Raw genomic sequence first — 24,179 nt, forward strand, 5'->3', positions numbered from 1 at the left:
GACGGCCATTCGCTCGGCCGTCTTTGCAGTTCGCTTGCTTGCCGCATTTTGGACAATCCATCACGCCCTCCCAAGGCATCTGAATGTTCCAAAACTTATACATTGTCTATATTTATTTAGCAATGCCCAAAATGGTATGGTTTAAATTATCTTTTTGGGTCAGATACGACTTACAACAAAGCAGATTCAACTTTTAATTTTTCTTTTGATGGTTATCAATACAGTGGCTACACAATAGAATTAATCATGCAACAAAATGGCAACCTTAGAACATCTGCAATTATGCCGAATTAATGGTAATCCGATGTGGCACTAACATGAACAAAAACAGGACTTACCTTCACCGCTTTTTTATCAACGAACCTAATATGAATCTCAAATGAAACAAACCCTACTGCTGTTAATCTTGTTAATTGCCGAATCCTGTCTTGCCGGTGAATATAGCGATTGTATTCTTGAGAATATGAAGGGCGTAAATGACAGATTGGCCGTTATTCAAGTTAAAAGTGCGTGTAGAGAAAAAGCCTTGCCCTATGTGCCTGAAAAATGCAGAGATATACCAACCGGAGGTCTTTTTGCTGAATACTATAATTTAGATATATGTACTAATAATTGCTTGAACGCCTCTTACTGGTCCAAACACGTTGGCGACTGCAAAGAATGAACAAGACAATATTTAGCGTTTGGTACCGGCAATAATCAATTGATATTCACTGGATTAAAATTTCAACCAACGAACTACCCTCAAACTTAGTACGCCTCATGGTAATGTGGGGGTTTTGTTAGGGTTTTATTCGGGTACTATTGTGGTATTGTTGGGGTTTTGTTAGCTTAATTTTTTAATAATTTTTGTTGGGCATGTGGATTCCTTGTATTTTTTAGGACTAAACCCCCCTTCTCACTGGGCAAAAGATGTGGGGAGGTAACTGGGACTGATAGGGAGGTGGGGTATTACCCGATGGCCTCCCCGCTTTATTCCCGCTGTTGTCTTTTTCTAATTTTGCTATACCTGTTCCCTTCGGTTTTAATAAGTTTAATTTTGATACAGTTATCTGTTTGATTCCTGCTAATTTCAGTGTTTTTTGCTGAAAAATGCCTATACCCTGCACTGATAAAATCGATAAAAGATGTAAAATGTGGAGTTTGGCCTGTTCTACTAATACCGGCTGTTAGTTACTTTGTCCTGGCCAAGAATGACAATCTTATAGCTAGTTAATTTTGTTTAACTAACACAAACTCCACTATATTTACCTTTTTAAATAACTCTGGTTCACCACTCCTCTAAACCCTCTCCCCTATGAATAATATTACTGTAATGTTAGGGGGTAATTTGCGCCCGCTAACGGGAAGAATTTACCCATCTAAACACGTTGTATGAGTAAAATTTACCTATCTTGATTTGCTGGTATCTGGGCAATGTAGCCATAACTGAAACCCCGCTTACCCTCTACGCCACGCAAGTACCGACTCAGGAATCCAACATCCACGGCTCTCTTTAAATGTCCACTGACACTCTTCCGGGTAATGCGTATTCGCTCCGCTATAGTTTCCTCCGTGGGGTAGCAGTTCCGTCCTTCTACATCCATATACAAGGACAATGCCATAAGAACATGGGCAAAACCGCTCCCTAACCCGGACTCAAGTATGGCTTGCTGCCATTGAGTCTTGAATGATGCTTGCGCGGCTTCCGGCTTGAAGCTGCTGGCAAGACTTTTTGCCATACCGATAACCTCCTTATTCTCAAGCGGTGGTTTGCACCGTAAAGTGTTTTCCTCCAACAGAAAAACCTGAACCCGCTCTAACGTCTTACCTTGCCGGAACTGTTCGGCTGCAAGTGCCATGAGCGTATCGTTACGGCCTCCTTCGACAATTTCGGGCTTGTTGCTGGTACTTTCGCTTTGGCCTGCCGTTATCAGGTCAATCAACATGGGTGGCAAGGGTAACGGCTCAAAGTCGTGTAACACAGAATAAACGCCGCCGCTGACGTGATTTGATGGCGGAGCCAGGATATAGCCGCCATCGGCTTTAATGTCGATACCTTTGCCTAAGCCATGGTTCTTAAGCGATTTAAACGCCTTGCTGTAATGATAATAAAAATGGCTGCCATTACCGCCCGTCATGACCGTATAAGTGGCTAGAATCGCGTTAAAATCGGCGTATGCATCGATTAAATCTTGCAGACTTGCATCACCGCCATTGCGCGGGTCAATGTCGATGACAACAAGGCCGGATTTCTGTCCGGTAACGATGCCGATATTTGCGAATGAGTACTTGTTCCACCATTGTTTTATCTGGGCAGGGTCTGTGGTTGCCTTTGCCTGCCAGTTATTAAAGATGGGATGCTTGCCGGGACTTTTGCATTGCCGTTTACAAGTGCATTGCCCGTTTTCAACCGAGTGTAGTGGTATGACAAACCATCCTCGTTCAGCATAATTCAAAGCGCAATCAAGCGCTTTCGTGCTATAATTCATTGTCGATTTCCTTCGATCAAAACTAGGGCAACGCTGCGAACGCTGCCCCAAGAATGCTTATTCAAACCAAGTTTTAACAATCTGTTTGTCTTCCGGGGTAAGGCTATACTGCCCCGGATAACAGGCATTCCCATCTTTGTCGTATCGCTTAACCCGCTCACAGGGTATTTCAAGCCCTTTACGCCTAAGACTGGCGACAAGCTCAGGACTATTACTGCACCCAACTATTGCATCCAGGTTTTCTCGCATCAAAGGCCCATTCTGCAATGCCCCGATTGCACGTAGCCAGCGTGGGGAAAATGTCTGCTTCATGCCGCACCCCCATTATTTTGTGCTTCAACCCAAGCAAAAAACTTAGCATCTGAAATCAGCACTTTTCGTCCAATTCGGACTATTGCTCCAGAATTGGCAAGGCCATTGCTGTTTTCCTGGAAGATTAAAGAACGAAGGCAACCGATAGTAAAGGCGGGGTACTTTTCTGCAAATTGTTTTACTGTTGAAAAATTTGGCATTTAATGACTCCAAAAAGAAAGTTTTTTTCCTGCTTTCGCAGGCTTTCCACAAGGTTTCCCTTGTGTTAGAGTCATTACAGTTTATTTGCCAGCTCTGAAACGGTGGCAGGGTTTAAAATCTGTTATTGGCGTTATTGGGGTTTATTGGCGGCGTACTTCTCCCATCTTTTACAAAAAGCACTTTTGCTCATCAGTTTGATGCCGGGCATGCTCAAACAATCTTCCCCCCTATCCTTGACGATTGTGATTAAGTAGCCAACCGGCGGGCTTGCGCATAATCGCGACCATGCTTGAGTTTCATTCGGCATTTTTGTGTGCTGATTAAAATATTCACGGCACATATCATCGATAGCTTGGAACCAACCATCGACTTTACTGGGAACATTTAGCAAACATGAATAGCCGGTATCGTTTAGGCTGACTTTAGTAACCTTTGTATTTGCTAGTTCTGTGTTGTCTTGACTACCCGCACCATCATTCCCCACAGTTTCGGCTTGCTTTAGAGCGTCATTTTGTGCGTTTGTTGTGGCTTGATGTTCATTGCTCACGCATTCAAGCTCCCGCTCAAAAGCTATAACATCTCCAGCCTTGATAAAAAGATACTTTATATCTTCGGGCCTTATCATGATGCTTTTCTGCTCGTCTAATGTTGCAAAAATATCAACGTCATTTAAGTCAAAATTTTCGCTATCTTGAAACTTGATAAAATCGCAATCATTAGAAAAAATTATAAGTAACTCAGTTTGTCGATTGCAGCGCAGTTCCTTAAGATTATATTGCTGCAAACGAATAAACTCATTATCTAAGTATGCAGTTATTTTTTTATGCGGGACTCCTCCTAGGATTGGTTTAGTTTTTAACCTTACTCGTTTAATACCAACGTTTTGATAGTAAATATTAAATCTTCCATCAATGGCAGATTGCAAAATATCAAATATTTTACTTTCATCCTTGATTAACTCCCTAAGCTGATATGCTGGCTTTTGAGTTTTTTTTATAATCAAACGTTACCCCCAAAGATTTTCTGATTCATACTGGCAACCACGTTGCTAACATGGCCGTCGGATAGATGGGCGTAACGCTTCACCATACTCAGGGTTTTATGTCCTAATACTTCGGCAATTTCGGCCAGTGACGCCCCATTCATGGCTAGATAACTGGCTGCGGAATGGCGTAAATCGTGCCAATGAAAATCAGTGATTTCTGCTCTATCCAGGGCATACTCAAAGGCGCTGCGTAAATCTAGCGGCTTGTGCGGGTTTGTATGGCTAGGAAATAATAGCGGGGTATCCAGGCGCCTGATTTTGGCATGTTCTCTTAGCAGCTCCAGGCCCAAGCCGGATAAGGGAACGCGCCGCCTTTCCTCGTTCTTGGTTTCGTGCAAAATTAGATAACCGTCCTTAAGGTTCACATCCGGCCATTTCAAGCACATTAATTCAGCCTGCCTCATACCGCTGGACAATGCCAGAATCACACACATATAAAGATATTTGTTCCTTGATTCCTTACAGGCAATCAATAATATTTGCCGCTCGTCATCGTCCAAAAACCTAACCCTGCCGCGTGATTCCCTCGGCTTCTTGACTTTCCGCATGGGTGAATCATCCAGCCAGCCCCATTCTTTTACGCAAATAGTATAAGCATGGGATAAAGCTGCCATATAGCGAACTACGGTGGCCGGGCTTCTTTTGGTGTGACGGCAGGTTGTTCCGCTTGCCAGTTCATCCCTAAACTGAACAATGAGCGCCGGGGTTACATCAGCCAAGAGATAAGCGCCCAGGCGTTCCTTCCACCATTCGATTTGCATTTTTTGCCGTGACTGTTGCTTGGGCTTGCCGGGCAATACGTCCTTAACGTACCTATCGGCTAAATCAGCGAAGGTGTGCTTTTTGGACTCAATAGTTTTGAAGTGTCTGCCTTCCCTGATGGCGCTCTCGATATCTTGAATCCACTTCCGGGCGTCAGTGAGCCGTTTAAAAGTGGCGGTTTGGGCAGGATAGCCTTTTAAACGAACTTCCGCTGTGTAGCGGCTTGTACCGTCCGTAGCTTTGCGGGTTTTGATGCTTGCCATGATTGCTTCCTTGGGGATCGCAACCGGCATTTGATATAATGCTGTCAGCCATTTGCTTAACCCGAATTTAAGTTGATGGTAAGGGCTTGCTGGTGCTGATTACACCTTCAGGCCCGCGTTGTTTCTAGGGTTTCATTATAATACTTTGTCGCAATTTTGTCGCAATTGCCTTTAATAAAGGGCAATAAACATCAATGCAGGACAATCAAGCAAACCAGTTAAGCCATTGATTTCATTATTATTGTGTGTTGGGGCGAGTTGGCGTTTTTGGACTTCATTAGACTTAAAATCCCTCGGTGGTAACACTGTGCCGGTTCGACTCCGGCCCGAGGCACCAAGAAATCAATAAATTACAGTCTCTTAAAAATAATCCCTCGGCCTTTGTTCCACTGGAGTTCCAATAAGCTTTGGCATGCTATTTATTGACAGGGATTTGAGTACCTTGCTGAGCTGTGGCATTATCAAATTTTTACCGGCAAGCGCCAAAGCAAAGGGGGAATTATCGCTACCTTCACAAAACGCGGAAACTCCTGGTGCTGCCGGGTTTGCAGACACGGCTATAAAAGCATATCCCGAACCTTCACACCCGCTCAGAGGCCGAACGCTGAGCTTCGACTAGTACGTCCGGCATGGGCGTCAGGACCTATGTCGATAGCCGCGAAACCCTCTCGGCAAAAGCCATCGGCACCCTCAAGCAAGTCGATGTTGCAAAATGACGGGATAAGCGGCTAGCGGAGAGCTTATCCGGCAGCACGGTCACTAGAGACTTGGCGCTGCTGTCGCACGTGTTTACGATTGCTATTAAAGAGTGGGGTTTCCCGCTCCCCAATCCCGTTACTATGATCCGCAAGCTAAAAGCGGCCAGAAGCCGGGACAGGCGCCTGGCAGTAGGCGATGAGCAAAAAATATTGGACGGCTGCAATCCGGAAATGCAGGCTTTTGTTATCCTGGCGATTGAAACAGCGATGCGCCGGGGCGAGCTGCACGGCTTGAAACGCAGTGGGATAAAAGGCCGCTTGGCGTATTTGCCGGATACCAAAAACGGTACGTGCCATGCTGTTATCTATCCCTGCGCTGGAGGCTATTGCTGACTTGCGCTTTCCTGACCTCCGCCACGAGGCCATCACCCGGAGGGACTAGAAGGGCTTGAGCGTGATGAAGCTAAAGGCGATTGGCGGCCACAAGTCGCTGCAGATGCTGAGCCGTTATGTCAATTTGAGCCGACGTTTAGCTAAGATGCTGGGCTAAACTGCCCGTTGGCTGGGAATTAGGGAGGAGAGGCGCTTTTCCTGCTGTGGTGTAGTATTTTTCCTGGCTTGGTTTTGACACAATCGGATAAACGCTTTCAGGCGGGCGGCCGCTAATTAAAGTACCGCCGATTTCAACCGTCTGAGTGCCTTTTAAAAAGGTCGTAACATCAACATCAATGCCGCTTTTCATCCACTGTTTAAGTACCTCTACCAGATGTAAAATAGCCCGCTTCCGGCTTGGGGGCGAGTAATAGTGCTATCTATCAAGATGTGCTGTAAAGCGGGGTTTTGGCTGTAGCCACTAGGCATTCCCCGCTAAACATCCTGATTGCCCCCTCTGGAAAAGAGTTTGAATGCTGAATTCCATTTGCCCAAAGGAGTGAGCTATAACTGCCGCTGCCCACCACTGCGTAAAATTCACAGCACCGCGTTCTAGAATCCCCGGCATTTTTCTACAGAACCTAATTAACCTGAGTTCAGTTTAAGCATTCTGTAAAAGAGGGAGTAAATCAGCCTCACGTAATTGAAGAGCCGGCTTTTTATCCTGACAGGAATAAGCCGGTAAACTGGCCATGATAGGGGACCTGTAAGGGCTCAACGAGCGATGCTGCGAATGCTCAAGATCGCCAATATTCTTGAGCTGATCATTGAGGGTTTCGATGAGGCTGCGCTTGCTGCAGTAATTGATTAAAGGCATCCCTAGCCTGAGCTTTCAGTTGTTTTTCAGGGCGGTCATCAGTTTAAGATCCCGGCCAGCCAACAGCCGGGTTAATTCTTTGGAAATAGTGTCTCGGTCGCCTAACAGCTTGCCGGTCGATGACTTGCCGCGCCCTGCTTTCCTGACCCGGGTTGGGCGCCGTGACATACGGATAGTCTTGCAGACTTTCAGGGGCATAGCATCAATAAAAGCGCTGCCTGCGAAGACGACTGTTCATAGAGGCGGTAATGGGCGCTAACAGGTCTGGCATCATTCGGTAAAGCGATTATAGCTCACCCCCGTTAGGCAAGCCGGATGACCCATAGCAGTGTACAGGCTTCAGGTAAAACCCTATGCAGAGGTTCGAAAGCCTGACTGATGGCAAGCCATTAAAATCATGATCATTTCGCTATAGCTCATGCGATGCGGGGGATGACCTTTCTTGCCGCCTTGAATGAGTTGATTCTTTTGCCATTCAACTATTAAAGGTTCGGCAAAAATTGCCCGCATCGCAGAATAGGTGTGTTAATTTCATTACTAGCAGGTGTTTTGTTTGAGAAAGTGAGCCTCGAAAACTTATTTTCTCCTTGTTATAATAAAAACCTGCTTCTTTTTTTATCCCGAACTCAGGTTAATTATACTGTTTTTTAAATGTCGATTTAGGTTGATCTCGAATATTCAAAATAGGGCTTGAGAGTTATCCCGATCCGTTTAACCTGTATAGAATGTAGGCTATGCCGTTTAAAAAATCTGGTACTGAAGCTCATTCTTGACCACTCGATTTCAAAAAGTGTATTTTAAATAAATATCAATATTAACTTGTTATGATCACAAGTAAATCTATTGTAGCCCTTCATTATCAGGTTTGATTGCAATATTTTTACGGTTGTCTGATCAAGTTCAGGTTTTTACATCTAAACCATTCGGCTCATTCTGCTTTAATAATATCCTGATTAAGGATGTCACTGATTCTGGCAATTGCCCCCTGATTCTGAAGAACAAACAATTTGCCTTTTTCGGTTAACGATTTTCTATATAAAGGATCTGCTTGTAGGGCATGAATTGTCTTCACAATATCGTCTTTATTCCGGCATTGTATTGCCGCATCCTGTTTCAGCACCTCTTGGGCTATTTCCTTAAAATTAGCCATGTAAGGTCCAAACATTACTGGAACTCCTACAGCAGCGGCTTCCAGAATATTATGCCCGCCCACCGGCACCATACTGCCGCCGACAAATGCCACATCTGAGGAGCCATAAAGCGGCTTTAACTCGCCCATTGTGTCAACCAGATAAACATCCGTATGTTTTAGAGTTTTCTCACCAGATGTGCGCAGAACAACTTTCAGCTTTTGCTGTTCACATAATTTTTTAACTTCCAGGAAGCGCTCAGGATGCCGCGGCACAATAACCAGCAATAATTCCGGAATTTCCTGTTTTATTTGCTTATAAATTTCGATAAATAGTATTTCCTCATCTTTATGCGTACTGGCAATCAGCCAGACAAACCTTTTGTCAAACAGATCAGCTTTTAATTGCCTCCCTTGCAGAAGGGTTTCGGGTGGGATTTCAATATCAAATTTTATATTACCCAAGGTTTCAACATTTTCATTTGCCGCGCCGATAGCCAAGAATCTGTCGGCGTCCTTCTGTGTTTGGGCGGCAATGAGCTTAACCTGCGCCAAAGCAGGATGAATGAGCCATGGAATTTTTTGATAGCTGCGTGCGGATTTTTCCGATAACCGGGCATTGATAATATATAAAGGAATTTTGTTTTTGCCGCAGTATGCAAACAGGTTTGGCCAGATTTCAGTTTCCATAATAACGGCTATCTTCGGCTTAAAGCTCTGCATAAACCGATTCACTGCACTGGGAATATCATAAGGCAAATAGACGTGCTCTACGCTTTCTTTCATCACCGCTTTAACCCGGGCTGAGCCGGTAGGGGTCATAGTGGTAATTAATAGCCTGCTATCGGGATGCTGTGTTTGTAGCCGCCGCGCTAAGGGGAATAAAGCTTCAGCCTCCCCTACTGATACAGCATGAAACCAGATAACCTCGTGAGGAAACTTTTTATTATACAGAGCAAAGCGCTCGCGCCATCGTCGGCGGTAGGCGGGTGCTTTAATACCTCGCCATATCAGGCGAAACAGTATGAAAGGAACTAACAGGTAAAAAAGGGAGGAATAAACAGCCCGCATGATTAAAAGGTGCAAGGGGCGGGGAGTGACTAGCGTCCCCTGCAGCCTTGCACCTTTAAAGCTTATGCTTCAGCAGCAATCTTAATTGGCATGGTCACCACAACATCAGTATGTAAAGTGATGTCGATTGGGTATTCGCCAATTTGACGAATAGCGCCTTGAGGTAAACGAATTTCGTGTTTTTCAACAGCACAACCGGCTTCGGTAATTGCATCAGCAATATTTTGCGTACCCACCGAGCCAAACAACTTTCCTTCATCACCGGCTTTATGAGTAATTACAATTTGAATTTTACTCAATGCATTGGCACGGGCTTGAGCAGCGTTCAGCTTTTCAATTTCAGCTTTTTCAAGCTCTGCGCGGCGAGCTTCAAATTCAGCCATTTTTTTAGCTGTTGCAGCAACAGCTTTGCCTTGCGGGATAAGATAGTTTCTGCCATAGCCTGATTTAATTGCAACCTTATCACCCAGATTACCCAGGTTTGCTATTTTTTCAAGAAGAATAACTTCCATTTTTAAATACCTCAATATTTTCGGCTCTTTGGCCGACTATTTTTGTGCCCTCAGGCGTTAGTTTGGTTGGTTTTTTTTCGTAAGTCCATCCATGCGTCGCTTAGCCCGATTAAAGCGACCGGCAGCATGGCATGCGGTATTAAAAATAATGTCAGATAAAACATCGGCACCATATAGCGCGCCAATTTCATAGAAGCGAATACCGTATGTAATACAGCCGTTCCAATACAGGTGTACAGCACAAACAGCAAAATGGTGATGTTCCAGAAAATTTCAGACGTCACTCCTGAACTCGCCCAAGCAATCGCCACGACCGCGATGCTGCCTAGCGCCAGCCTCGGCTTTGTACTCAGCGATAAAAATTCCTGCCTGAACCCACCCGGATTATATAGCACTGATTGCCACCACCGCCCAAGAAACAAGCCGAATAGCAGGCCAAATACTGTACCGGCAGCGACGATGCCGGTCATGTAATGCGAGAGAATATCGACAGTATGCTGAATATTCTCAACCGGGGCATTAGCCGGCACTATTTGGGTAAGGATGCTTTTCCACATCGCCGCCGGTTCAGCATGATAGAGATAGAAAACTATAACGCCTATCATGCCTGTTAATACCGCGATTTCGACAGCCAGAGATAAATGCCGTCCTTCCCTTAAAACTATGGAAATCAACCAGACAGGCATCCACAACACTATTACATACAGTAGTGCAAACTGGAAATTACCTAAGAGAAAGAATCCTAATAGCCCTGCTGCAGCACTTGAGCATAGTAAAATAGTTAAGCCTTCAAGAGCTCCGCGTCTCAAGGTAACGAGAGCAACAGAGGCTGAACTGAAAATACTCACAGGAGGCATAACCAGTGATAACAGGGCAAGGGTTGAAGCCACCATCATGGCTTGCACTCTACCTCGCATAATGTATGCCGCCAGGAACCTCAATGCCCTTGCCGTGTATTATTTATGAGCGTCGCAGAAAGGCAGCAAGGCAATAAAACGTGCCCGTTTAATGGCAACGCATAACTGTCTTTGATATTTAGCGCTGGTTCCGGTTATACGGCTGGGAACAATTTTACCGGTTTCCGTAATATAATCATTTAATAAATCCAGATCCTTATAATCAATCGCGGTGCCGCCTTCTGCACTGAACCGGCAGAATTTTTTGCGTCTTACGTTGCGTGCCATAATAATTCTCGTAATTCAAAAGTTAGAAGTTTATTCGGGGATAATTTCGTCAGCATTCACGTCTTCGTCGATATTGTCCAGATCAATTTCGTCGCTATCTCCCACTGCTGCCACCGCTGCTGTTTCTCTGGCTGCAGCCTCCTTGGCCCTGGATTCTGCTGCTTGGTTTTCATCTGCAGTTGAAGTCGCAATCGGGGATATTTCAGTAATCGCTTGTTTTTGCAACAACGTCATGCTGCGCAAAATTGCATCATTGAACCGGAAGCCACTTTCCAGTTCCGCCAAGGTAGCCTGATCGCATTCAATATTCATCAACACATAATGTGCTTTATGGATTTTTTTAATCGGGTAAGCCAGATGTCTACGGCCCCAGTCTTCCAACCGGTGAATGGCGCCCGACGCTGACTCGATGGTCGACTTGTAACGTTCAATCATCGCGGGAACCTGAGCGCTTTGATCAGGATGGACTAAAAAGACGATTTCATAATGTCGCATATTTTTCCTTACGGTTAAGGCCTTCCACCCCTGTCTTAAAAGCAGATGGTAAAGCAAGGAGAGGCTCAATGCCCCGTTTAACTTAACTATTATAAAGATATTTTCAATGTTTGGAAAGGACCATATTATAAAGCAGCAGCTAACTTCATTTACAAGCTGACTAGGAAAAAGGCTGGAAGCAGATTCTCTGTTGCTATTTACCCTAGCGACTATCACTGGATCGCCCTTCGGCGACGTCGAAAACAACAGACAGCAGCACCTCCATGCCTTGGCATTGCACAGTGCGATCAGGCCTGGGAATTGCCCAAGTACGGAGCGAGAATTCCGAGCCCAAAACCTTTAACTTTTCTGCCACGAGGACATTTTGCCAATGTTTCGCGCCGATGGTCAGCTTATTGCTTATGAGACGCTACCGCCGTGCTGCCGGGAAATAGGCTTAAACGCCCTTTATTGGGCGCGGATAATGCCAGTGTGAGGACTTGGAAAAAAATCGCAAATGATCCGAAGGTGATCGCCAAGAGCAGAGTATTCCTTTAGGATTTACCGGATCGGGGGATAATCACAACTGCACGGTTCCAGATAATCAGCTAAAGGTGTGCAGCGAGCTTAAGATAGGTGGGATTAAAGTCGTGGCAGCCAGAAAATCAGGAGCTATGAAAAACGTGTTTGAGTTATGTGGAATATAGCGTTTGAAATTATTCAGGATAGGGCGTTTATATCCTTGGCAATTTCACTGGAAGCCAATTCCAGGCCATTTTTATAGCATTCACTGGCTTTGTCTTTATTCCCTTGCTCATAGTATAAATCGCCTAATAACTGATAAGCCTGGACAGTTGGGTCAATAGCGATGCTTTTGGATAAATAAAATTCTGCTTTTTGAGGGTCCTGACATTTTTGACACAGCTTGCCTAAAATTGTCAGCAACACAGCATCGTCCGGATGCCGGGAGAGCCACTGTTCGGAAATTTGCAGCTGCCCGAAAGTATCATTAGATTGCACGCTGCCGAACAATGCCAGCAATGTTTGATCCCAGTTTACGGACAAGACGTCAGCAAGTTCACGCTCAATCTCCGCACCGGCGCCGGCATTAATCATTGCCGCAAAATATATTGCCGAAATGCCCTGCATTCTTTTTATGTGAGCCGGAATTTCGGCCCATAATGCCTGGATTTCTTCACTGCTGTCTTTTTCCGAAGCTTGTTTTAACAGTTCACTGAATGCTTCAGTCTCCAGTAATTTTACTTCGGCCTCCATCAGAATCTTATTATTGTTCAATGCCGGAAGCAGTTTTCTAATGCCTTCCCAATCACCCAGTTGCTGATAGGTTTGATGTAACAATTTTAATACCGTAGCATGTGTTGGATCTATTGAATGCAATCTCGTCAGCGTTTCCAAAGCTTGTTCAAACTGATGGCCCGATAAATGCAGCTCTGCCTGGGTAAGACCTATCGCCACATCAGAGCCAGGCGCCTGGTCAGCCGCTTTTTTCAAATATTCATCCCTTTTATCAAATGCTCCACGCGATTGCGCCGCCCGCGCTGCGGTCAGATAGTGAATCAACGGAGCGCCGCTATGAGAGGCATGTTTAATCAAAACGGTTTCGGCTTTTTCCCAGTTACCTTCAGCAGAATCCACTAAGCCGGCAATCAATGCTTCCTGGGAACGGTTAAACTTAATGTTTTTGCTACGGGTGGTGATCTGTTTCGGCAGTCTTAGAAACCAGCCCAGTGAGCGGAAAAACACATAAAATGCAAAAAACCCAAGAATCAGGCTTACCGAAAAAAACACCAGGGATGTCTCCAAAGACCATTGCCCTATACCGATCAGAACATAGCCAGGGTTATCGAATCCGCTCAGCCATTTACTTACCACAAAAGCAGTTAGAGTTGCTAAACCGAGCGATCCTAAAAAATAAAGTATACTTTTCATCATCTCTCTATTGCTGCTTTCCAGGTACAGCTTCAGCTGGCTTCACTTCTTCATCGGGTTGCACTGCTTCAGCTGGCTTTACCTCTTCATCGGGCTGCACTGCCTTGTCTGTTTCTATTCTCAGCTTGCTAACATCCCTGAGCATTTTTAAAGAGGCGCTGATATCGGGAAATTGACTGTGAATTTTGATTGTCTTTAATCGGTCCAGTTCAGCAGTAAAATTTCTGGCGTCATTGTTCTGATTAAAATGCTGTTCAGCCCATTTTTTTGTATCATCCAGACTGGCTTGATATAGCGGCTCATTTTGCTGAACCAGCGTCATTTTTACCATTTCCAGTTTTACTCTCAACTGCTCGCGAATAAACTGGGCCTCTTCGGGAGTTAATATTTCTTTGATGGGCTGATCCGAGCGCCGGATGGTAACTATGCCGTGAAGTTCATCCAGGGCAGAGTCAAGCATATCCGGCGTTTCTTTAGTTTTATCAGTATTCGAAGGTGATGCTGGCTCGGCAGGTGTAATCAAGGCTTTTCCAGAATAGGGTAATACCAATACTAATTTATCCACATGCTCTTGCAGTGTCTTGATTGCAGAATATATACCTACAATATCAGGCGTATTTGTAGATCGGAGCGCTGCGATTTCGTGGGCGATTTGCTCGCGTACTTTAAATACCCCCGCGTCCCCGCTTTCTTTGAGGCGTTGATCGGCCGCCTCTAAAGCTTCCCGGGTAGTATTGACATCGCCTATTAAATGCAATCTTTCATTAGCGACGCTTAATAAATATTCAGCATCTGCAATTAACCAGTCACCGCGCGTTTTTCCAAGCTGGCGCTGTACCTGCTGAATTGCGCTATTTAATTCCTTTCGGGTGTTATTCAGCTTTTCGTTATGCAACTGGGAAAAATCAGCAAGGGTTTTAGTAAAATGGGTGTCTTTACCGGCGATGTCTTTTTCTAGGGTTGCCAGTTGGGACTGAATAGCCGCCAGTTGCGATTGGTAACCGCTAATCTGCCTGGACAACTCTATGACTTGCATGTCGCCTTTGTTGACCTCCCCTCCCAAATCCTGCTGTTGACTGCGCAGCTGCTGAAAAAGATAAAAGCCTGCTCCTGCAATTGCCATTATAATGAGCAAAATAATGACACCAAACCAGAATCCGCTGCGCGATCGCTGCCTTATTGAGCCCTCGCCTGCATCCGGTTCTTGTTTTTCAATCAATTCGGTCACTTTGTTCCCCGTCAATCAATGTTAGTTTCTCAACAATTGCTGTGTCTGAAGGACTATCCGACACATGAACTCGCTCAAAGCCCCTTTCTGCGGCCATATGCCTGATTCTATCGCTAATCACCACCAGAGGTACTTCATTTAACAGCTTGTGCTGTCCTTTTCCCACCATCGTTAATAAGTTTTGCAAGGCTTCAACACTGGTTATGGTAATTACATCCAGCTTATTTTCTGCCAGCAACCTTAAAACCGGTGCAGCATTAATGCCGGGAAGCACTCTTTTGTATACATCCAGATATTCTACGTGTGCGCCTCGATTTCGCAGGGTAGTTGCTAATTCATCACGGCCGCCTTCGCCGCGAATAATTAAAAACTTTTGCTCCTGGACATGCTGTAAGTGAGGCATCGCCAGCAATGCCTCACTGTTATAATTTTTTTCAGGCATGAGATCGACTGGCAGCCCGGCCAGTTCCAAAGCATGGGCCGTGGCCTGTCCTATAGCCGCTAAACGCACTGTTTTTAATCGAGCTATTCTGCCACTATTCGCTTTCAGAGCAAAATCTACTGCATTTGCACTCATAAAACAGACCCATTGGAACCTGTCCAAATCTGACAAGGATTGCCGGATGGTAAAATTATCATCCACGGCGACAATATCCAATGTCGGGAACCGGATCGGTATGCCTCCATGCTCTTCAATTAAACGGCACAGGTTTTCTGCCTGGTGCGCCGGTCGAGTTACCAGAATGCGCGCCCTATTCAATAGCTTACTCACTGAAACAGCTCTTGCAGTATCTTGGCTGCTCCCTGGGCTAACAGGTCTTCGGCAACCAGACGGCCAATGGACTCGGCCTGATCGCGTCGGCCTGAACGTTCAGCCCGGTAAAGCAGACTGCCGTCAGGATTGCCGACTAGCCCGCGCATAAAGATCTGCTCGCCCTGAAGCTGCGCAAATCCTGCAATCGGCACTTGGCAGCCGCCGTTCAGGCGCGCATTCATCGCTCTTTCAGCGGCAACACACAGACCGGTTTCCCAATCATGCAATTTACCGAGCATTGCATTAATTTCCGCATCATCTACCCGGCATTCTATGCCTATAGCGCCCTGCCCTATTGCCGGCAGACTTATTGATGTATCCAGGCCTTGCGTAATACGATTCGCCATGCCCAATCTTTTCAAACCGGCTGAGGCTAAAATAATGGCGTCATATTCTCCGGCATCCAGCCTGGCCAAGCGTGTGTTCACATTTCCTCGTAAAGGCAATACTTCAGCAAGAGGATATTTTTCTTTAATCTGGCATTGCCGGCGCAAGCTGGACGTACCAATTCTGACATTCGCCGGCAGCTCATTGAAGGTTAAAAAATGATTGGACACAAAGGCGTCTTCCGGATCATCCCGAAGTAAAATGGCGGCCAAGTGCAAGCCTGCCGGAAATGCCACCGGCACATCCTTCATGGAATGCACGGCAATATCGGCACAGCCCTCCAGCATGCCCTGCTCCAATTCCTTGACAAAAAGACCTTTGCCGCCGACCTTGGCTAAAGGCGCATCCAGGATTTTGTCGCCTCGAGTGGAGATTTTAACCAGTTCAGTTTTTTCTCCTGGAAATGCCTGCTCCAAAAGCCCTGCAACATGCTCTGCCTGCCATAATGCCAAAGGACTTTTGCGCGTTGCGATGCGAATAATTTTTCCAGCCACAAGAAATCGTCGTTTTAAAAATGTTTATTGTAACCCTATTTAGCTTAATGATATGTTATTAAACAGTAATTTTTGTCAGCTCAAGATAAAGGGCAAAAGTATAAACTAATCGATTTTTTTATTAATACTGCCTGAATTCTTATAGCATTTCTCCAATAGAGTCTCTAAATCATGTCAACAAGTTAATAGCGCAAGTTCTGCGAAATCCGTTCACTTGTTTTATAAAAGTCATGATCAACAAGCGTTTATTTTTGGACTAGCCTGATTTTTTAACTTATTAACTCTGTCAGCAGGAAATCTGCAAGCCGCTTCCAGCTTGTGCATAATCCGAATTATCAATCTATGCCATGCTAGCTGCCATCGTCCGTTTTTCCATCCATTTTTACGGCATCGTTATCGCTCTTGCGGTATTGATCCTGCTCTATGGCGGTTATCGCTTCGCCACGGCCGGCCTGGATATTTTTCCAGAATTTTCCCCCAAACGGGTCATTATTCAAACCGAGTCGCCGGGCCTTTCCGCCGAACAGGTTGAAGTCCTTGTTACCCGGCAAATCGAAATGTCGATTACTGGCCTGATGGACATGAAGTCTGTTCGTTCTGAATCCATTCAGGGTTTATCCATTATTACTGCGACTTTTGTGGATGACAGCGATATTTACCATAATCGCCAACTGATCAGCGAACGGCTGGCCAGCTTATCCAGGCAATTGCCGCCCACTGTTGGCCGACCTGTCGTCTTGCCGCTTTCATCGTCATCCGCCACTATATTGACAATTGGACTGAATTCCGATACTGAAAGTTTAATGAGCTTACGCAGTCTCGTGGATTGGACGATCGTGCCGCGTTTATTGGCGGTGCCGGGCGTAGCTGATGTTAATGTATTCGGCGGCGAAGTTCAGCAGCTGCAAATTCAGATTGATCCGCTACAACTACAGCGTTTTAATCTTGCGCTTGATGATATTATTCAGGCTGCATCGCAGGCCGGAAATATTCAGGGCGGCGGTTTTATGGAAAATAAAAACCAGCGCTTCACCTTGCAGGTTGCGGGACAGCCCGTATCTCCTGAACAATTTTCAAAAATCCTCGTCAAGCGCGATCAGGGCCTCACGATTACTTTAGGCGAAGTCGCTACGATTGGCTATGCACCCGAGCCGCCAATCGGGGCGGCGCAAATTATGGCCCGGCCTGGCATAGTCATGATGGTTATCGGTCAATACGGCGCCAATACCTTATCGGTCTCCAGACAGGTTGAAGAGGCTTTGAAGGAATTCAAGCCTGTTTTCAGTAACCAGGCTATTAATTTTTATTCCCATCTGTTCCGCCCTGCCGATTATATTGAAAGATCACTGGCCAATTTATCCGGACATTTACTATTCGGCGGCTTGTTCGTGCTGATTATTCTGTACCTGTTTTTGTTCAATTTGCGCACTGCTTTTATTTCTGCAATGGCCATTCCCGTGTCGCTGACCGGGGCCATTATTATATTGCTGGAAACAGGCGTGAATCTCAACATCATGGTGCTTGGAGGCTTGGCCATTGCGCTGGGTGAAGTCGTTGATGACGCCATTATTGATACTGAAAACATTTTCCGGCGCTTGCGTGAAAACCGTTTATCAGCCAGGCCGCTGCCTGTAGCGGCAGTGGTGTATACAGCCTCATTGGAGGTGCGCAGCTCGGTGGTCTACGCCAGTTTTATAGTCGCACTGGTCTTTGTTCCGTTGTTGACCTTGAACGGGGTTGCGGGACGCTTGTTTGCGCCGCTGGGAATTTCTTATATTATGGCCATTTTAATGTCCTTACTGGTAGCGCTCACCTTGACGCCGACGCTGTGCTTTGCCTTGCTCGGCAGTAAAATCAGCGATACGAGTGAGCCGCCGCTTATCAGGCGTATCAAGCCTCTCTACAAAAATTTGCTGATTGCTGTTTCCAGGCATTTTAACTGGATTATTGCCGCCAGTATTATCATGTGCTTATCAGCACTGGCGGCCTTTTTTAGCCTCGGCAGCAAATTTCTGCCTGAATTGCGCGAAGGTCATTATATTGTCCACACCAGCAGCATTCCGGGCACGTCTTTACAGGAATCGATAAGGATCGGCGGCAAGCTGACCGCGCAGTTCATGACCATTCCAGGCGTGCAATCGGTATCGCAATGGGCCGGCCGGGCGGAAAGAGGCGCTGACACTTACGGCAGTCATTACAGTGAGTATGAAGTCCGTCTTGAGCCGCTTTCAGGCGAGGAACAACAGCAGGTAAAAGACAGGCTCAGGGAGATTCTGTCTGACTTTCCCGGTATTTTATTTGAAGCCAATACGTTTTTAACCGAGCGGGTCGATGAAACCATTTCCGGCTACACTGCTCCTGTTGTCGTCAATATTTACGGCAATGACCTGAACAGGCTTGATACTATCGCCGCGGAAACCGCCCGGATTATCCGTGAGCTTCCCGGCGCCGCCGATGTGCAGCTGCGTTCGCCGCCCGCCACGCCCCTGCTGCAAATTAACCTCAATCTTGACCAGCTCAACTTCCGGGGCGTTTTGCCTGCTCAGGTTATTGATGTTGTGCAGGCCGCTTACGAAACGCGGGTAGTCGGCAAAAATATCCAGGGCAATAAAATCTGCAACATTGCCGTTACCTTGACGCCCAGCCTGAGACAGCAGCCTGAATCGATTGCCCAACTGCCCATCAGAACGCTGGACGGCAGTATAATCAGGCTGGGACAAGTTGCCGAAATCAGACATTCAGCCAGCCGCTATAATATTCTTCATCAAAATTCCCAACGGCGGCAAACCGTCACCGCCGCTATTATCGGCAGGGATTTCGATGACTTTATGCAGGAGCTTAAATCGCGCATATTAAAGGACGTCCCTTTTACGGCCGGTATTTATCCCGAATTCACCGGCGCCGCCATCGAACAGGAACAGGCTCGCAAGGAATTAATCCTGCATGCATTGCTGGCTGGAGCCGGCGTGCTGATTTTTATTTATATCGCCATCGGCACTGTCCGGCATGCTTTATTAACCCTGGCCAATCTGCCCTTCGCCATAATTGGCGGTGTTGCGGCTGTGGTAATTACCGAAGCAACCTTGTCGGTCGGTTCAATTGTAGGCTTTGTCACCTTATTCGGCATTACCGTGCGCAATAGCATTATGCTGCTTTCACATTATCGATATTTAATCGAAGTTGAAGGAAAAAACTGGCGTCTGGAAACAGCCATTCAAGGCGCCCAGGAACGCTTGCCATCCATTTTAATGACGGCGCTGGTAACGGCCTTGGCGATGTTCCCGATCGCTTTCAATAGCGATAATCCAGGAAGGGAAATCATGGGGCCGATGGCGGCGATAATCATAGGGGGATTAGCCTCTTCCACACTATTAAATCTGCTATTGCTGCCGGCCATGCTGGTGCGCTATGGTAAATTCAGCTCTAAACCACACGATTGATAACAGTATTCCGTCCAGGCAAACCTTACCTTCATTTAGCGCTCGGGCCTTATGGTTTAGCGGTATAATTTCAGCTTTTCAGTTACTGCGCATAAACGATAATGACTAACGTTAATTCCGGCAAGCTTTCCAGCGCCCGCTTTGCCCAGGCTACAAATGCCTTTGTTGAGGTATTTACCGCTTCTGTAGATTTTGACCGGCGCATGGCGCATCAGGATATTCAGGGCTCGATCGCACACGCCGCCATGCTGTGCAAAATAGGCGTTCTGACGGAAAAAGAACGCGACGGTATTATCAGCGGCCTGACTCAAATCGGAGAGGAAATTTCCCGCGGCGAATTTGTCTGGTCGATCAAGCAGGAAGATGTTCATATGAACATTGAAGCGAGACTCACCGATTTAATCGGCATAGCCGGAAAAAAACTGCATACCGGGCGTTCGCGTAATGATCAGGTGGCAACGGATATTCGTCTGTATTTACGCAGCGAAATTAAAAATATTACCGATCAGCTGACGCGTCTGCAAACGGCCCTACTGGATTTGGCGGAACAGCATGCCGACACTATCATGCCGGGCTTTACGCATTTGCAAGTTGCCCAGCCGATTACCTTCGGACATCACCTGATGGCTTGGTTTGAAATGCTAAGCCGCGATCAGGAAAGGCTTCAGGAGTGCTGCAAACGGATCAATATCATGCCGTTGGGGGCAGCGGCATTGGCTGGCACAAGCTACCCGATTGACCGCCTCATGACAGCCGGGTTACTCGGCTTCAGCCGCCCTGCTGCCAATTCGCTGGATGCGGTAAGCGACCGTGATTTTGCCATTGAATTTTGTGCCGCGGGCAGTTTAATCATGATGCATTTATCGCGTTTTTCTGAAGAGTTAATCCTGTGGTCCAGCGCCCAGTTTGACTTTATCGACATTCCCGATGCGTTCTGCACCGGCTCTTCGATTATGCCGCAAAAGAAAAATCCCGATGTGCCGGAACTGGTGCGCGGTAAATCAGGCCGGGTTACAGGCCATTTAATATCACTGCTGATGCTCATGAAAAGCCAGCCGCTGGCTTACAATAAGGACAACCAGGAGGATAAAGAGCCGCTGTTTGATACCGCCGACACCTTGATCCATTGTCTGCACGCTTATGCCGATATGGTGCCTCATATCAGTCCCAAAAAAGAAAATATGTACAACTCAGCCAAACGCGGCTTCGCCACGGCCACCGATCTGGCCGATTATCTGGTGCGTAAAGGCATGGCTTTCCGCGATGCCCATGAAGTCGTGGGCCTGGCAGTGCGCCTGGGCATAGAAAGCAGCCGTGACCTGTCAGAAATATCTCTGCCGGAGTTGCAGCAATTTTCACCACTGATTACACAGGATGTTTTCGACGTTTTAACACTGGAGGGATCGGTCGCCTCGCGCAAGCATATCGGCGGCACCGCCCCCGATACCGTAAAAAATGCAATTTTAACAGCGCGGCAAAATTTGCAGGCTATCCAGCGTCACTAATATTTATCTTGCCGCTAAAAAAGATTAAGACGCAAGGCCGGACACGTTTTTCCTGTTTGTTCTTTTGATGCCCAAGCCATTGTAATTCGCTCTTTGCTCTATACTTGGCAGGAATAAATATAGAGTTGTTTCACTGTGGCAAAACAATATCCCCCCATCCATTTAGGTTCTCCCGGCGAAGATATCGGCATACAGGATCTGCAAACAGTCAGGCAGCGCTTTAAAAGACTGCATCAGATTCGGGCCCAACGCATACAGGACTTTCTGCAACCCCGGCAACGGATTTTCCTGGAGTTGTTAGCCTTGATTTTTGATCGCAACCTGCCTTTACTGCCGGGATTTATTTCTTCGGGCACACCCGCAGGAATAGCGAATTATAGCCCCGGCAGCCAGGCAATAAAGGCGGCGGGGCAGTTTGCAAAAAATTTCAGCTACACCCCTAATCCGCTGCAAAACTCTGCCATTGAAGGGGTGTTTTTAATGGGCAGCGTAGGCAGCATTGCATTTTCCAAAAGCAGCGATATGGATATCTGGCTATGCCATCAATCCGGACTAATGCCTTCTGAAATTGATGAGCTGCAAAAAAAAGCCACGGCAATTGAAAGCTGGGCGGCGTCACTAACGCTGGAAGTGCATTTCTTTCTGATGGATAGCGAGCAATTCCGGCTCGGCCACAATACCCCGATTTCATCGGAAAGCAGCGGCCAAACCCAGCACTATCTGCTCCTGGAAGAGTTTTACCGAACTTCGATTTATATAGCCGGAAAAAGTCCGGTCTGGTGGCTGGTTCCCCCGCATCAGGAAAACAACTATACAAGTTATGTCAATCACCTGAAAGAAAACCGGTTTATTTTTTATGACCAGGAATTTATCGATTTTGGTGGCCTGGATGCCGTTCCCTCTGAAGAATTTATTAGCGCAACGCTTTGGCATATCTATAAATCCCTTCACTCTCCGCACAAATCCTTATTGAAGTTATTATTGATGGAGTGCTATGCCAGCGAATATCCGCATACCGCATGGCTTTGTCAGGAGGTAAAACAAGCCGTCCATCACGGGAACTATGCCGTTATCGATCTCGACCCGTATTTGTTAATTTATCAAAAAGTCGAAGCTTATCTGCAGAAAACGAATAGCTTCGAAAGACTAGCCTTGGCTCGACAAAGCTTTTATTTAAAAATCATGGGCTCTTCCGGCAATCCCATGAATGCCCAAACCCGCGAATCCAGGCAGGAATATATGGCCAATATCGCCAAAAACTGGAATTGGCCTGCCTCCACGCTGGCTGACCTTAACAGGCAGCGTTATTGGGATATAAAAAAAGCCACCCGGGAACATGCGATTATTCTGCAGCAATTAATCCACTGTTACCGGATGATCATGGGCTTTGCCGGCAGTCATGTTAACCAAAATTCTCAAGACAGTAACGATCTGAAACTGATAGGCAGGAAGTTATATTCCTTTCTCGAAAAAAAACCCGGCAAGATTGAAATACTTACCACCCGTTCTGCCATTCATTGCCGGGAAACCGAGCTATCTATTGTAGAAAGCCGCTTTAACGAGAGGACTTCGGGATGGGTCTTGTTTTTAAAACATGTTCAGATGGCTAATGCATCGGACTTTGAACCCATACAAAAATGCCAGACTTTAATTGAAATTCTGTGTTGGCTGATCATAAACGGCCTGTATCATAAGCAAGTGCAAGTGCATTTCAGCACAATTTCACTTAAAACAACCAAGGAAGAGCTGCATTCCATGCTGAGCTGCCTGAACCAGTTTTTAACCGCTAACTTTGACTGTAAAAATTCACTGGAGGCTTATCAGACTGCCAAAACCATGACCAAATCCCTGGTTTTTATAAACCTTGGGATAGCCGGGCCTGAGGCCTGCGAAAACAGCCTTTGCGTTATGAGTGAGCGTTCTGACGCGCTAAGTTACGGCATGGACCGGCAATGTTTTGTTCAAACCATGGATAAGATTTCACTATCCAGCTGGAGTGAAGTCACTACCGGCCAATACGAAAATATAGACGGATTATTTAATTGCCTGACAGAGCTTGTCAATAATAACAAAAAACCGCTGTCTTCGAATGATCTGACTATTGTGTGCTATACGCCGGTTCGAGCCAAAAGCATTATTCTTCGGGTTGAAGCGGTTTTTAATACTTTAATAAAACTTTTTTCCAAACAGCAGCGCAGCCGTTCATGGCGGTATATCCTGGCGGGCGGAAGCTCGTTTTATATTTTCCAGACTGTAAACAAGATCCTGAGTTTTCGTAAACTGGCGACAAAAGATCTGCTGCTAAAAGAACTGGCCAGCCACCAGGCACATTTCAGTCCGGTACATTTTGATCAGGCTGTGCTTGACAATAGCCCTATCCCTTTTATTTATACGCTGAATAAACCTCAAATAATTCAGGTGTTTTATTGTCAAGGCAAAACTCATATCAGTATTTATATTATTGACGAAAAGGGAGCCCTCTATACACAGCAGCACCAAAACTCAGACCTTAATCAGCTTTTAAATCAATATTCGGCTTTTTTGGAAGCTATCCTCAATCGTAATCTTTTCGAAAGCATCATGAACCTTGAGTATTACGAAATTCGGAAAAATCCTGCTGGCGTGTTTTCATGCAAACCGGTATTTTTGAAAACTCCATTTACAATTAAACAACTAAACCTCCGCATCAGCGGAATAGCAAGTCCTCATGGCATAAACTATACAATTTACTGCAATGATCAGGAATTTTCTTCACTGGATCACGGCAAGCAGGTTTTTTATGCAACTTATCAATATATTATTCAATTCAGGCAAAGTAAACTTGATTATCCAATCCATATTACTGATGTTGACCTCCCCCTTTCTGCCTTCGGCATAGACACTCCCGATCAGTTGCAGACCATTCATTATCTGAATTACAAACAAAAAATAGAGGCTAAATTAAATAGCTGAGCTGACCTTATATCAAGGCCGCGTATTATTTATTTCCG

The 24,179-nt window shown here is 46.0% G+C and carries 20 protein-coding genes and 1 pseudogene; 5 read left to right on the plus strand and 16 right to left on the minus strand.

Annotation, left to right across the window (positions count from 1 at the left end; translation table 11 throughout):
- Positions 1 to 379 precede the first annotated feature (379 nt).
- Entirely contained in the window at positions 380 to 664 is a 285-nt protein-coding gene (locus tag HUX64_RS06645; protein ID WP_174625456.1) for a hypothetical protein, read from the plus strand.
- Between the two features lie 721 nt (positions 665 to 1,385).
- Here the strand turns inward: HUX64_RS06645 and HUX64_RS06650 are convergent.
- The 5 genes from HUX64_RS06650 to HUX64_RS06670 all read right to left on the minus strand — a co-directional run bounded on the left by HUX64_RS06650 (position 1,386) and on the right by HUX64_RS06670 (position 5,054).
- Positions 1,386 to 2,471: a bifunctional DNA primase/polymerase gene (locus HUX64_RS06650; protein ID WP_174625457.1), complete on the minus strand. Its 1,086-nt coding sequence runs from the start codon at positions 2,469 to 2,471 to the stop codon at positions 1,386 to 1,388.
- A gap of 57 nt (positions 2,472 to 2,528) precedes the next feature.
- A complete protein-coding gene (locus HUX64_RS06655; RefSeq protein ID WP_174625458.1) occupies positions 2,529 to 2,783 on the minus strand; it encodes a hypothetical protein in 255 nt (84 codons plus the stop codon).
- Positions 2,780 to 2,983: a hypothetical protein gene (locus HUX64_RS06660; protein ID WP_174625459.1), complete on the minus strand. Its 204-nt coding sequence runs from the start codon at positions 2,981 to 2,983 to the stop codon at positions 2,780 to 2,782. Before HUX64_RS06660 ends, HUX64_RS06655 begins: the two co-directional genes overlap by 4 nt.
- Before the next feature lie 131 nt (positions 2,984 to 3,114).
- Positions 3,115 to 3,987 carry a hypothetical protein gene (locus tag HUX64_RS06665; protein ID WP_174625460.1) on the minus strand — a complete coding sequence of 291 codons (873 nt, stop codon included), beginning with the start codon at positions 3,985 to 3,987 and terminating at the stop codon, positions 3,115 to 3,117.
- Positions 3,984 to 5,054 carry a tyrosine-type recombinase/integrase gene (locus HUX64_RS06670; RefSeq protein ID WP_174625461.1) on the minus strand — a complete coding sequence of 357 codons (1,071 nt, stop codon included), beginning with the start codon at positions 5,052 to 5,054 and terminating at the stop codon, positions 3,984 to 3,986. The genes HUX64_RS06665 and HUX64_RS06670 overlap by 4 nt, the downstream gene beginning before the upstream one ends.
- Positions 5,055 to 5,893: 839 nt before the next feature.
- On the opposite strand from HUX64_RS06670, the gene HUX64_RS06675 reads away from it, so the two are divergent.
- Positions 5,894 to 6,145 carry a site-specific integrase gene (locus HUX64_RS06675; protein ID WP_174625462.1) on the plus strand — a complete coding sequence of 84 codons (252 nt, stop codon included), beginning with the start codon at positions 5,894 to 5,896 and terminating at the stop codon, positions 6,143 to 6,145.
- 136 nt (positions 6,146 to 6,281) lie between these two features.
- On the opposite strand, the gene HUX64_RS06680 is transcribed toward HUX64_RS06675, so the two are convergent.
- The 11 genes and pseudogenes from HUX64_RS06680 to hemC form a co-directional block, all read right to left on the minus strand.
- Positions 6,282 to 6,494 (minus strand): hypothetical protein, encoded by a 213-nt coding sequence (locus HUX64_RS06680; RefSeq protein ID WP_174625463.1) that lies wholly within the window; start codon positions 6,492 to 6,494, stop codon positions 6,282 to 6,284.
- 291 nt (positions 6,495 to 6,785) lie between these two features.
- A pseudogene (locus HUX64_RS20390) lies at positions 6,786 to 7,536 on the minus strand (transposase).
- 393 nt (positions 7,537 to 7,929) lie between these two features.
- Positions 7,930 to 9,201 carry a lipid IV(A) 3-deoxy-D-manno-octulosonic acid transferase gene (gene waaA / locus HUX64_RS06700; protein ID WP_174625467.1) on the minus strand — a complete coding sequence of 424 codons (1,272 nt, stop codon included), beginning with the start codon at positions 9,199 to 9,201 and terminating at the stop codon, positions 7,930 to 7,932.
- 62 nt (positions 9,202 to 9,263) lie between these two features.
- A complete protein-coding gene (gene rplI / locus HUX64_RS06705; protein ID WP_174625468.1) occupies positions 9,264 to 9,713 on the minus strand; it encodes a 50S ribosomal protein L9 in 450 nt (149 codons plus the stop codon).
- Positions 9,714 to 9,763: 50 nt separating this feature from the next.
- A complete protein-coding gene (locus HUX64_RS06710; protein ID WP_246246935.1) occupies positions 9,764 to 10,630 on the minus strand; it encodes a hypothetical protein in 867 nt (288 codons plus the stop codon).
- Positions 10,631 to 10,669: 39 nt separating this feature from the next.
- A complete protein-coding gene (rpsR, locus tag HUX64_RS06715; protein WP_174625469.1) occupies positions 10,670 to 10,897 on the minus strand; it encodes a 30S ribosomal protein S18 in 228 nt (75 codons plus the stop codon).
- Between the two features lie 30 nt (positions 10,898 to 10,927).
- The gene (gene rpsF, locus HUX64_RS06720) at positions 10,928 to 11,392 is read right to left on the minus strand and encodes a 30S ribosomal protein S6 (protein ID WP_174625470.1); all 465 of its coding nucleotides are present in this window, start codon (positions 11,390 to 11,392) and stop codon (positions 10,928 to 10,930) included.
- A gap of 699 nt (positions 11,393 to 12,091) precedes the next feature.
- Positions 12,092 to 13,321, minus strand: coding sequence for a heme biosynthesis HemY N-terminal domain-containing protein (locus HUX64_RS06725; protein WP_425484248.1), 1,230 nt, complete (start codon positions 13,319 to 13,321; stop codon positions 12,092 to 12,094).
- A gap of 7 nt (positions 13,322 to 13,328) precedes the next feature.
- Positions 13,329 to 14,549, minus strand: coding sequence for a uroporphyrinogen-III C-methyltransferase (locus tag HUX64_RS06730; protein WP_174625472.1), 1,221 nt, complete (start codon positions 14,547 to 14,549; stop codon positions 13,329 to 13,331).
- Entirely contained in the window at positions 14,533 to 15,321 is a 789-nt protein-coding gene (locus HUX64_RS06735; protein WP_174625473.1) for a uroporphyrinogen-III synthase, read from the minus strand. The genes HUX64_RS06730 and HUX64_RS06735 overlap by 17 nt, the downstream gene beginning before the upstream one ends.
- Positions 15,318 to 16,244 carry a hydroxymethylbilane synthase gene (gene hemC / locus HUX64_RS06740; protein WP_174625474.1) on the minus strand — a complete coding sequence of 309 codons (927 nt, stop codon included), beginning with the start codon at positions 16,242 to 16,244 and terminating at the stop codon, positions 15,318 to 15,320. Before hemC ends, HUX64_RS06735 begins: the two co-directional genes overlap by 4 nt.
- Before the next feature lie 347 nt (positions 16,245 to 16,591).
- Between hemC and HUX64_RS06745 the strand changes: the two genes are divergently transcribed.
- The 3 genes from HUX64_RS06745 (at position 16,592) to HUX64_RS06755 (ending at position 24,141) form a co-directional block, all read left to right on the plus strand.
- Positions 16,592 to 19,684: an efflux RND transporter permease subunit gene (locus HUX64_RS06745; protein ID WP_174625475.1), complete on the plus strand. Its 3,093-nt coding sequence runs from the start codon at positions 16,592 to 16,594 to the stop codon at positions 19,682 to 19,684.
- A gap of 101 nt (positions 19,685 to 19,785) precedes the next feature.
- Positions 19,786 to 21,189: an argininosuccinate lyase gene (argH, locus tag HUX64_RS06750; protein ID WP_174625476.1), complete on the plus strand. Its 1,404-nt coding sequence runs from the start codon at positions 19,786 to 19,788 to the stop codon at positions 21,187 to 21,189.
- A 135-nt stretch (positions 21,190 to 21,324) separates the two neighbouring features.
- Positions 21,325 to 24,141, plus strand: coding sequence for a class I adenylate cyclase (locus tag HUX64_RS06755; RefSeq protein ID WP_174625477.1), 2,817 nt, complete (start codon positions 21,325 to 21,327; stop codon positions 24,139 to 24,141).
- The last annotated feature ends 38 nt before the right edge of the window (positions 24,142 to 24,179 follow it).

The sequence above is a fragment of the Candidatus Methylobacter favarea genome (assembly GCF_902806695.1).
Classification (GTDB): domain Bacteria; phylum Pseudomonadota; class Gammaproteobacteria; order Methylococcales; family Methylomonadaceae; genus Methylobacter_B; species Methylobacter_B favarea.

What these genes read in the sequence shown, in the direction of transcription:
- HUX64_RS06645 (WP_174625456.1), top strand. Translation starts at nt 380, where the DNA reads ATGAAACAAACCCTACTGCTGTTAATCTTGTTAATTGCCGAATCCTGT.
- HUX64_RS06650 (WP_174625457.1), bottom strand. Translation starts at nt 2,471, where the DNA reads ATGAATTATAGCACGAAAGCGCTTGATTGCGCTTTGAATTATGCTGAA.
- HUX64_RS06655 (WP_174625458.1), bottom strand. Translation starts at nt 2,783, where the DNA reads ATGAAGCAGACATTTTCCCCACGCTGGCTACGTGCAATCGGGGCATTG.
- HUX64_RS06660 (WP_174625459.1), bottom strand. Translation starts at nt 2,983, where the DNA reads ATGCCAAATTTTTCAACAGTAAAACAATTTGCAGAAAAGTACCCCGCC.
- HUX64_RS06670 (WP_174625461.1), bottom strand. Translation starts at nt 5,054, where the DNA reads ATGGCAAGCATCAAAACCCGCAAAGCTACGGACGGTACAAGCCGCTAC.
- HUX64_RS06675 (WP_174625462.1), top strand. Translation starts at nt 5,894, where the DNA reads ATGATCCGCAAGCTAAAAGCGGCCAGAAGCCGGGACAGGCGCCTGGCA.
- HUX64_RS06680 (WP_174625463.1), bottom strand. Translation starts at nt 6,494, where the DNA reads ATGAAAAGCGGCATTGATGTTGATGTTACGACCTTTTTAAAAGGCACT.
- waaA (WP_174625467.1), bottom strand. Translation starts at nt 9,201, where the DNA reads ATGCGGGCTGTTTATTCCTCCCTTTTTTACCTGTTAGTTCCTTTCATA.
- rplI (WP_174625468.1), bottom strand. Translation starts at nt 9,713, where the DNA reads ATGGAAGTTATTCTTCTTGAAAAAATAGCAAACCTGGGTAATCTGGGT.
- HUX64_RS06710 (WP_246246935.1), bottom strand. Translation starts at nt 10,630, where the DNA reads ATGCGAGGTAGAGTGCAAGCCATGATGGTGGCTTCAACCCTTGCCCTG.
- rpsR (WP_174625469.1), bottom strand. Translation starts at nt 10,897, where the DNA reads ATGGCACGCAACGTAAGACGCAAAAAATTCTGCCGGTTCAGTGCAGAA.
- rpsF (WP_174625470.1), bottom strand. Translation starts at nt 11,392, where the DNA reads ATGCGACATTATGAAATCGTCTTTTTAGTCCATCCTGATCAAAGCGCT.
- HUX64_RS06725 (WP_425484248.1), bottom strand. Translation starts at nt 13,321, where the DNA reads ATGAAAAGTATACTTTATTTTTTAGGATCGCTCGGTTTAGCAACTCTA.
- HUX64_RS06745 (WP_174625475.1), top strand. Translation starts at nt 16,592, where the DNA reads ATGCTAGCTGCCATCGTCCGTTTTTCCATCCATTTTTACGGCATCGTT.
- argH (WP_174625476.1), top strand. Translation starts at nt 19,786, where the DNA reads ATGACTAACGTTAATTCCGGCAAGCTTTCCAGCGCCCGCTTTGCCCAG.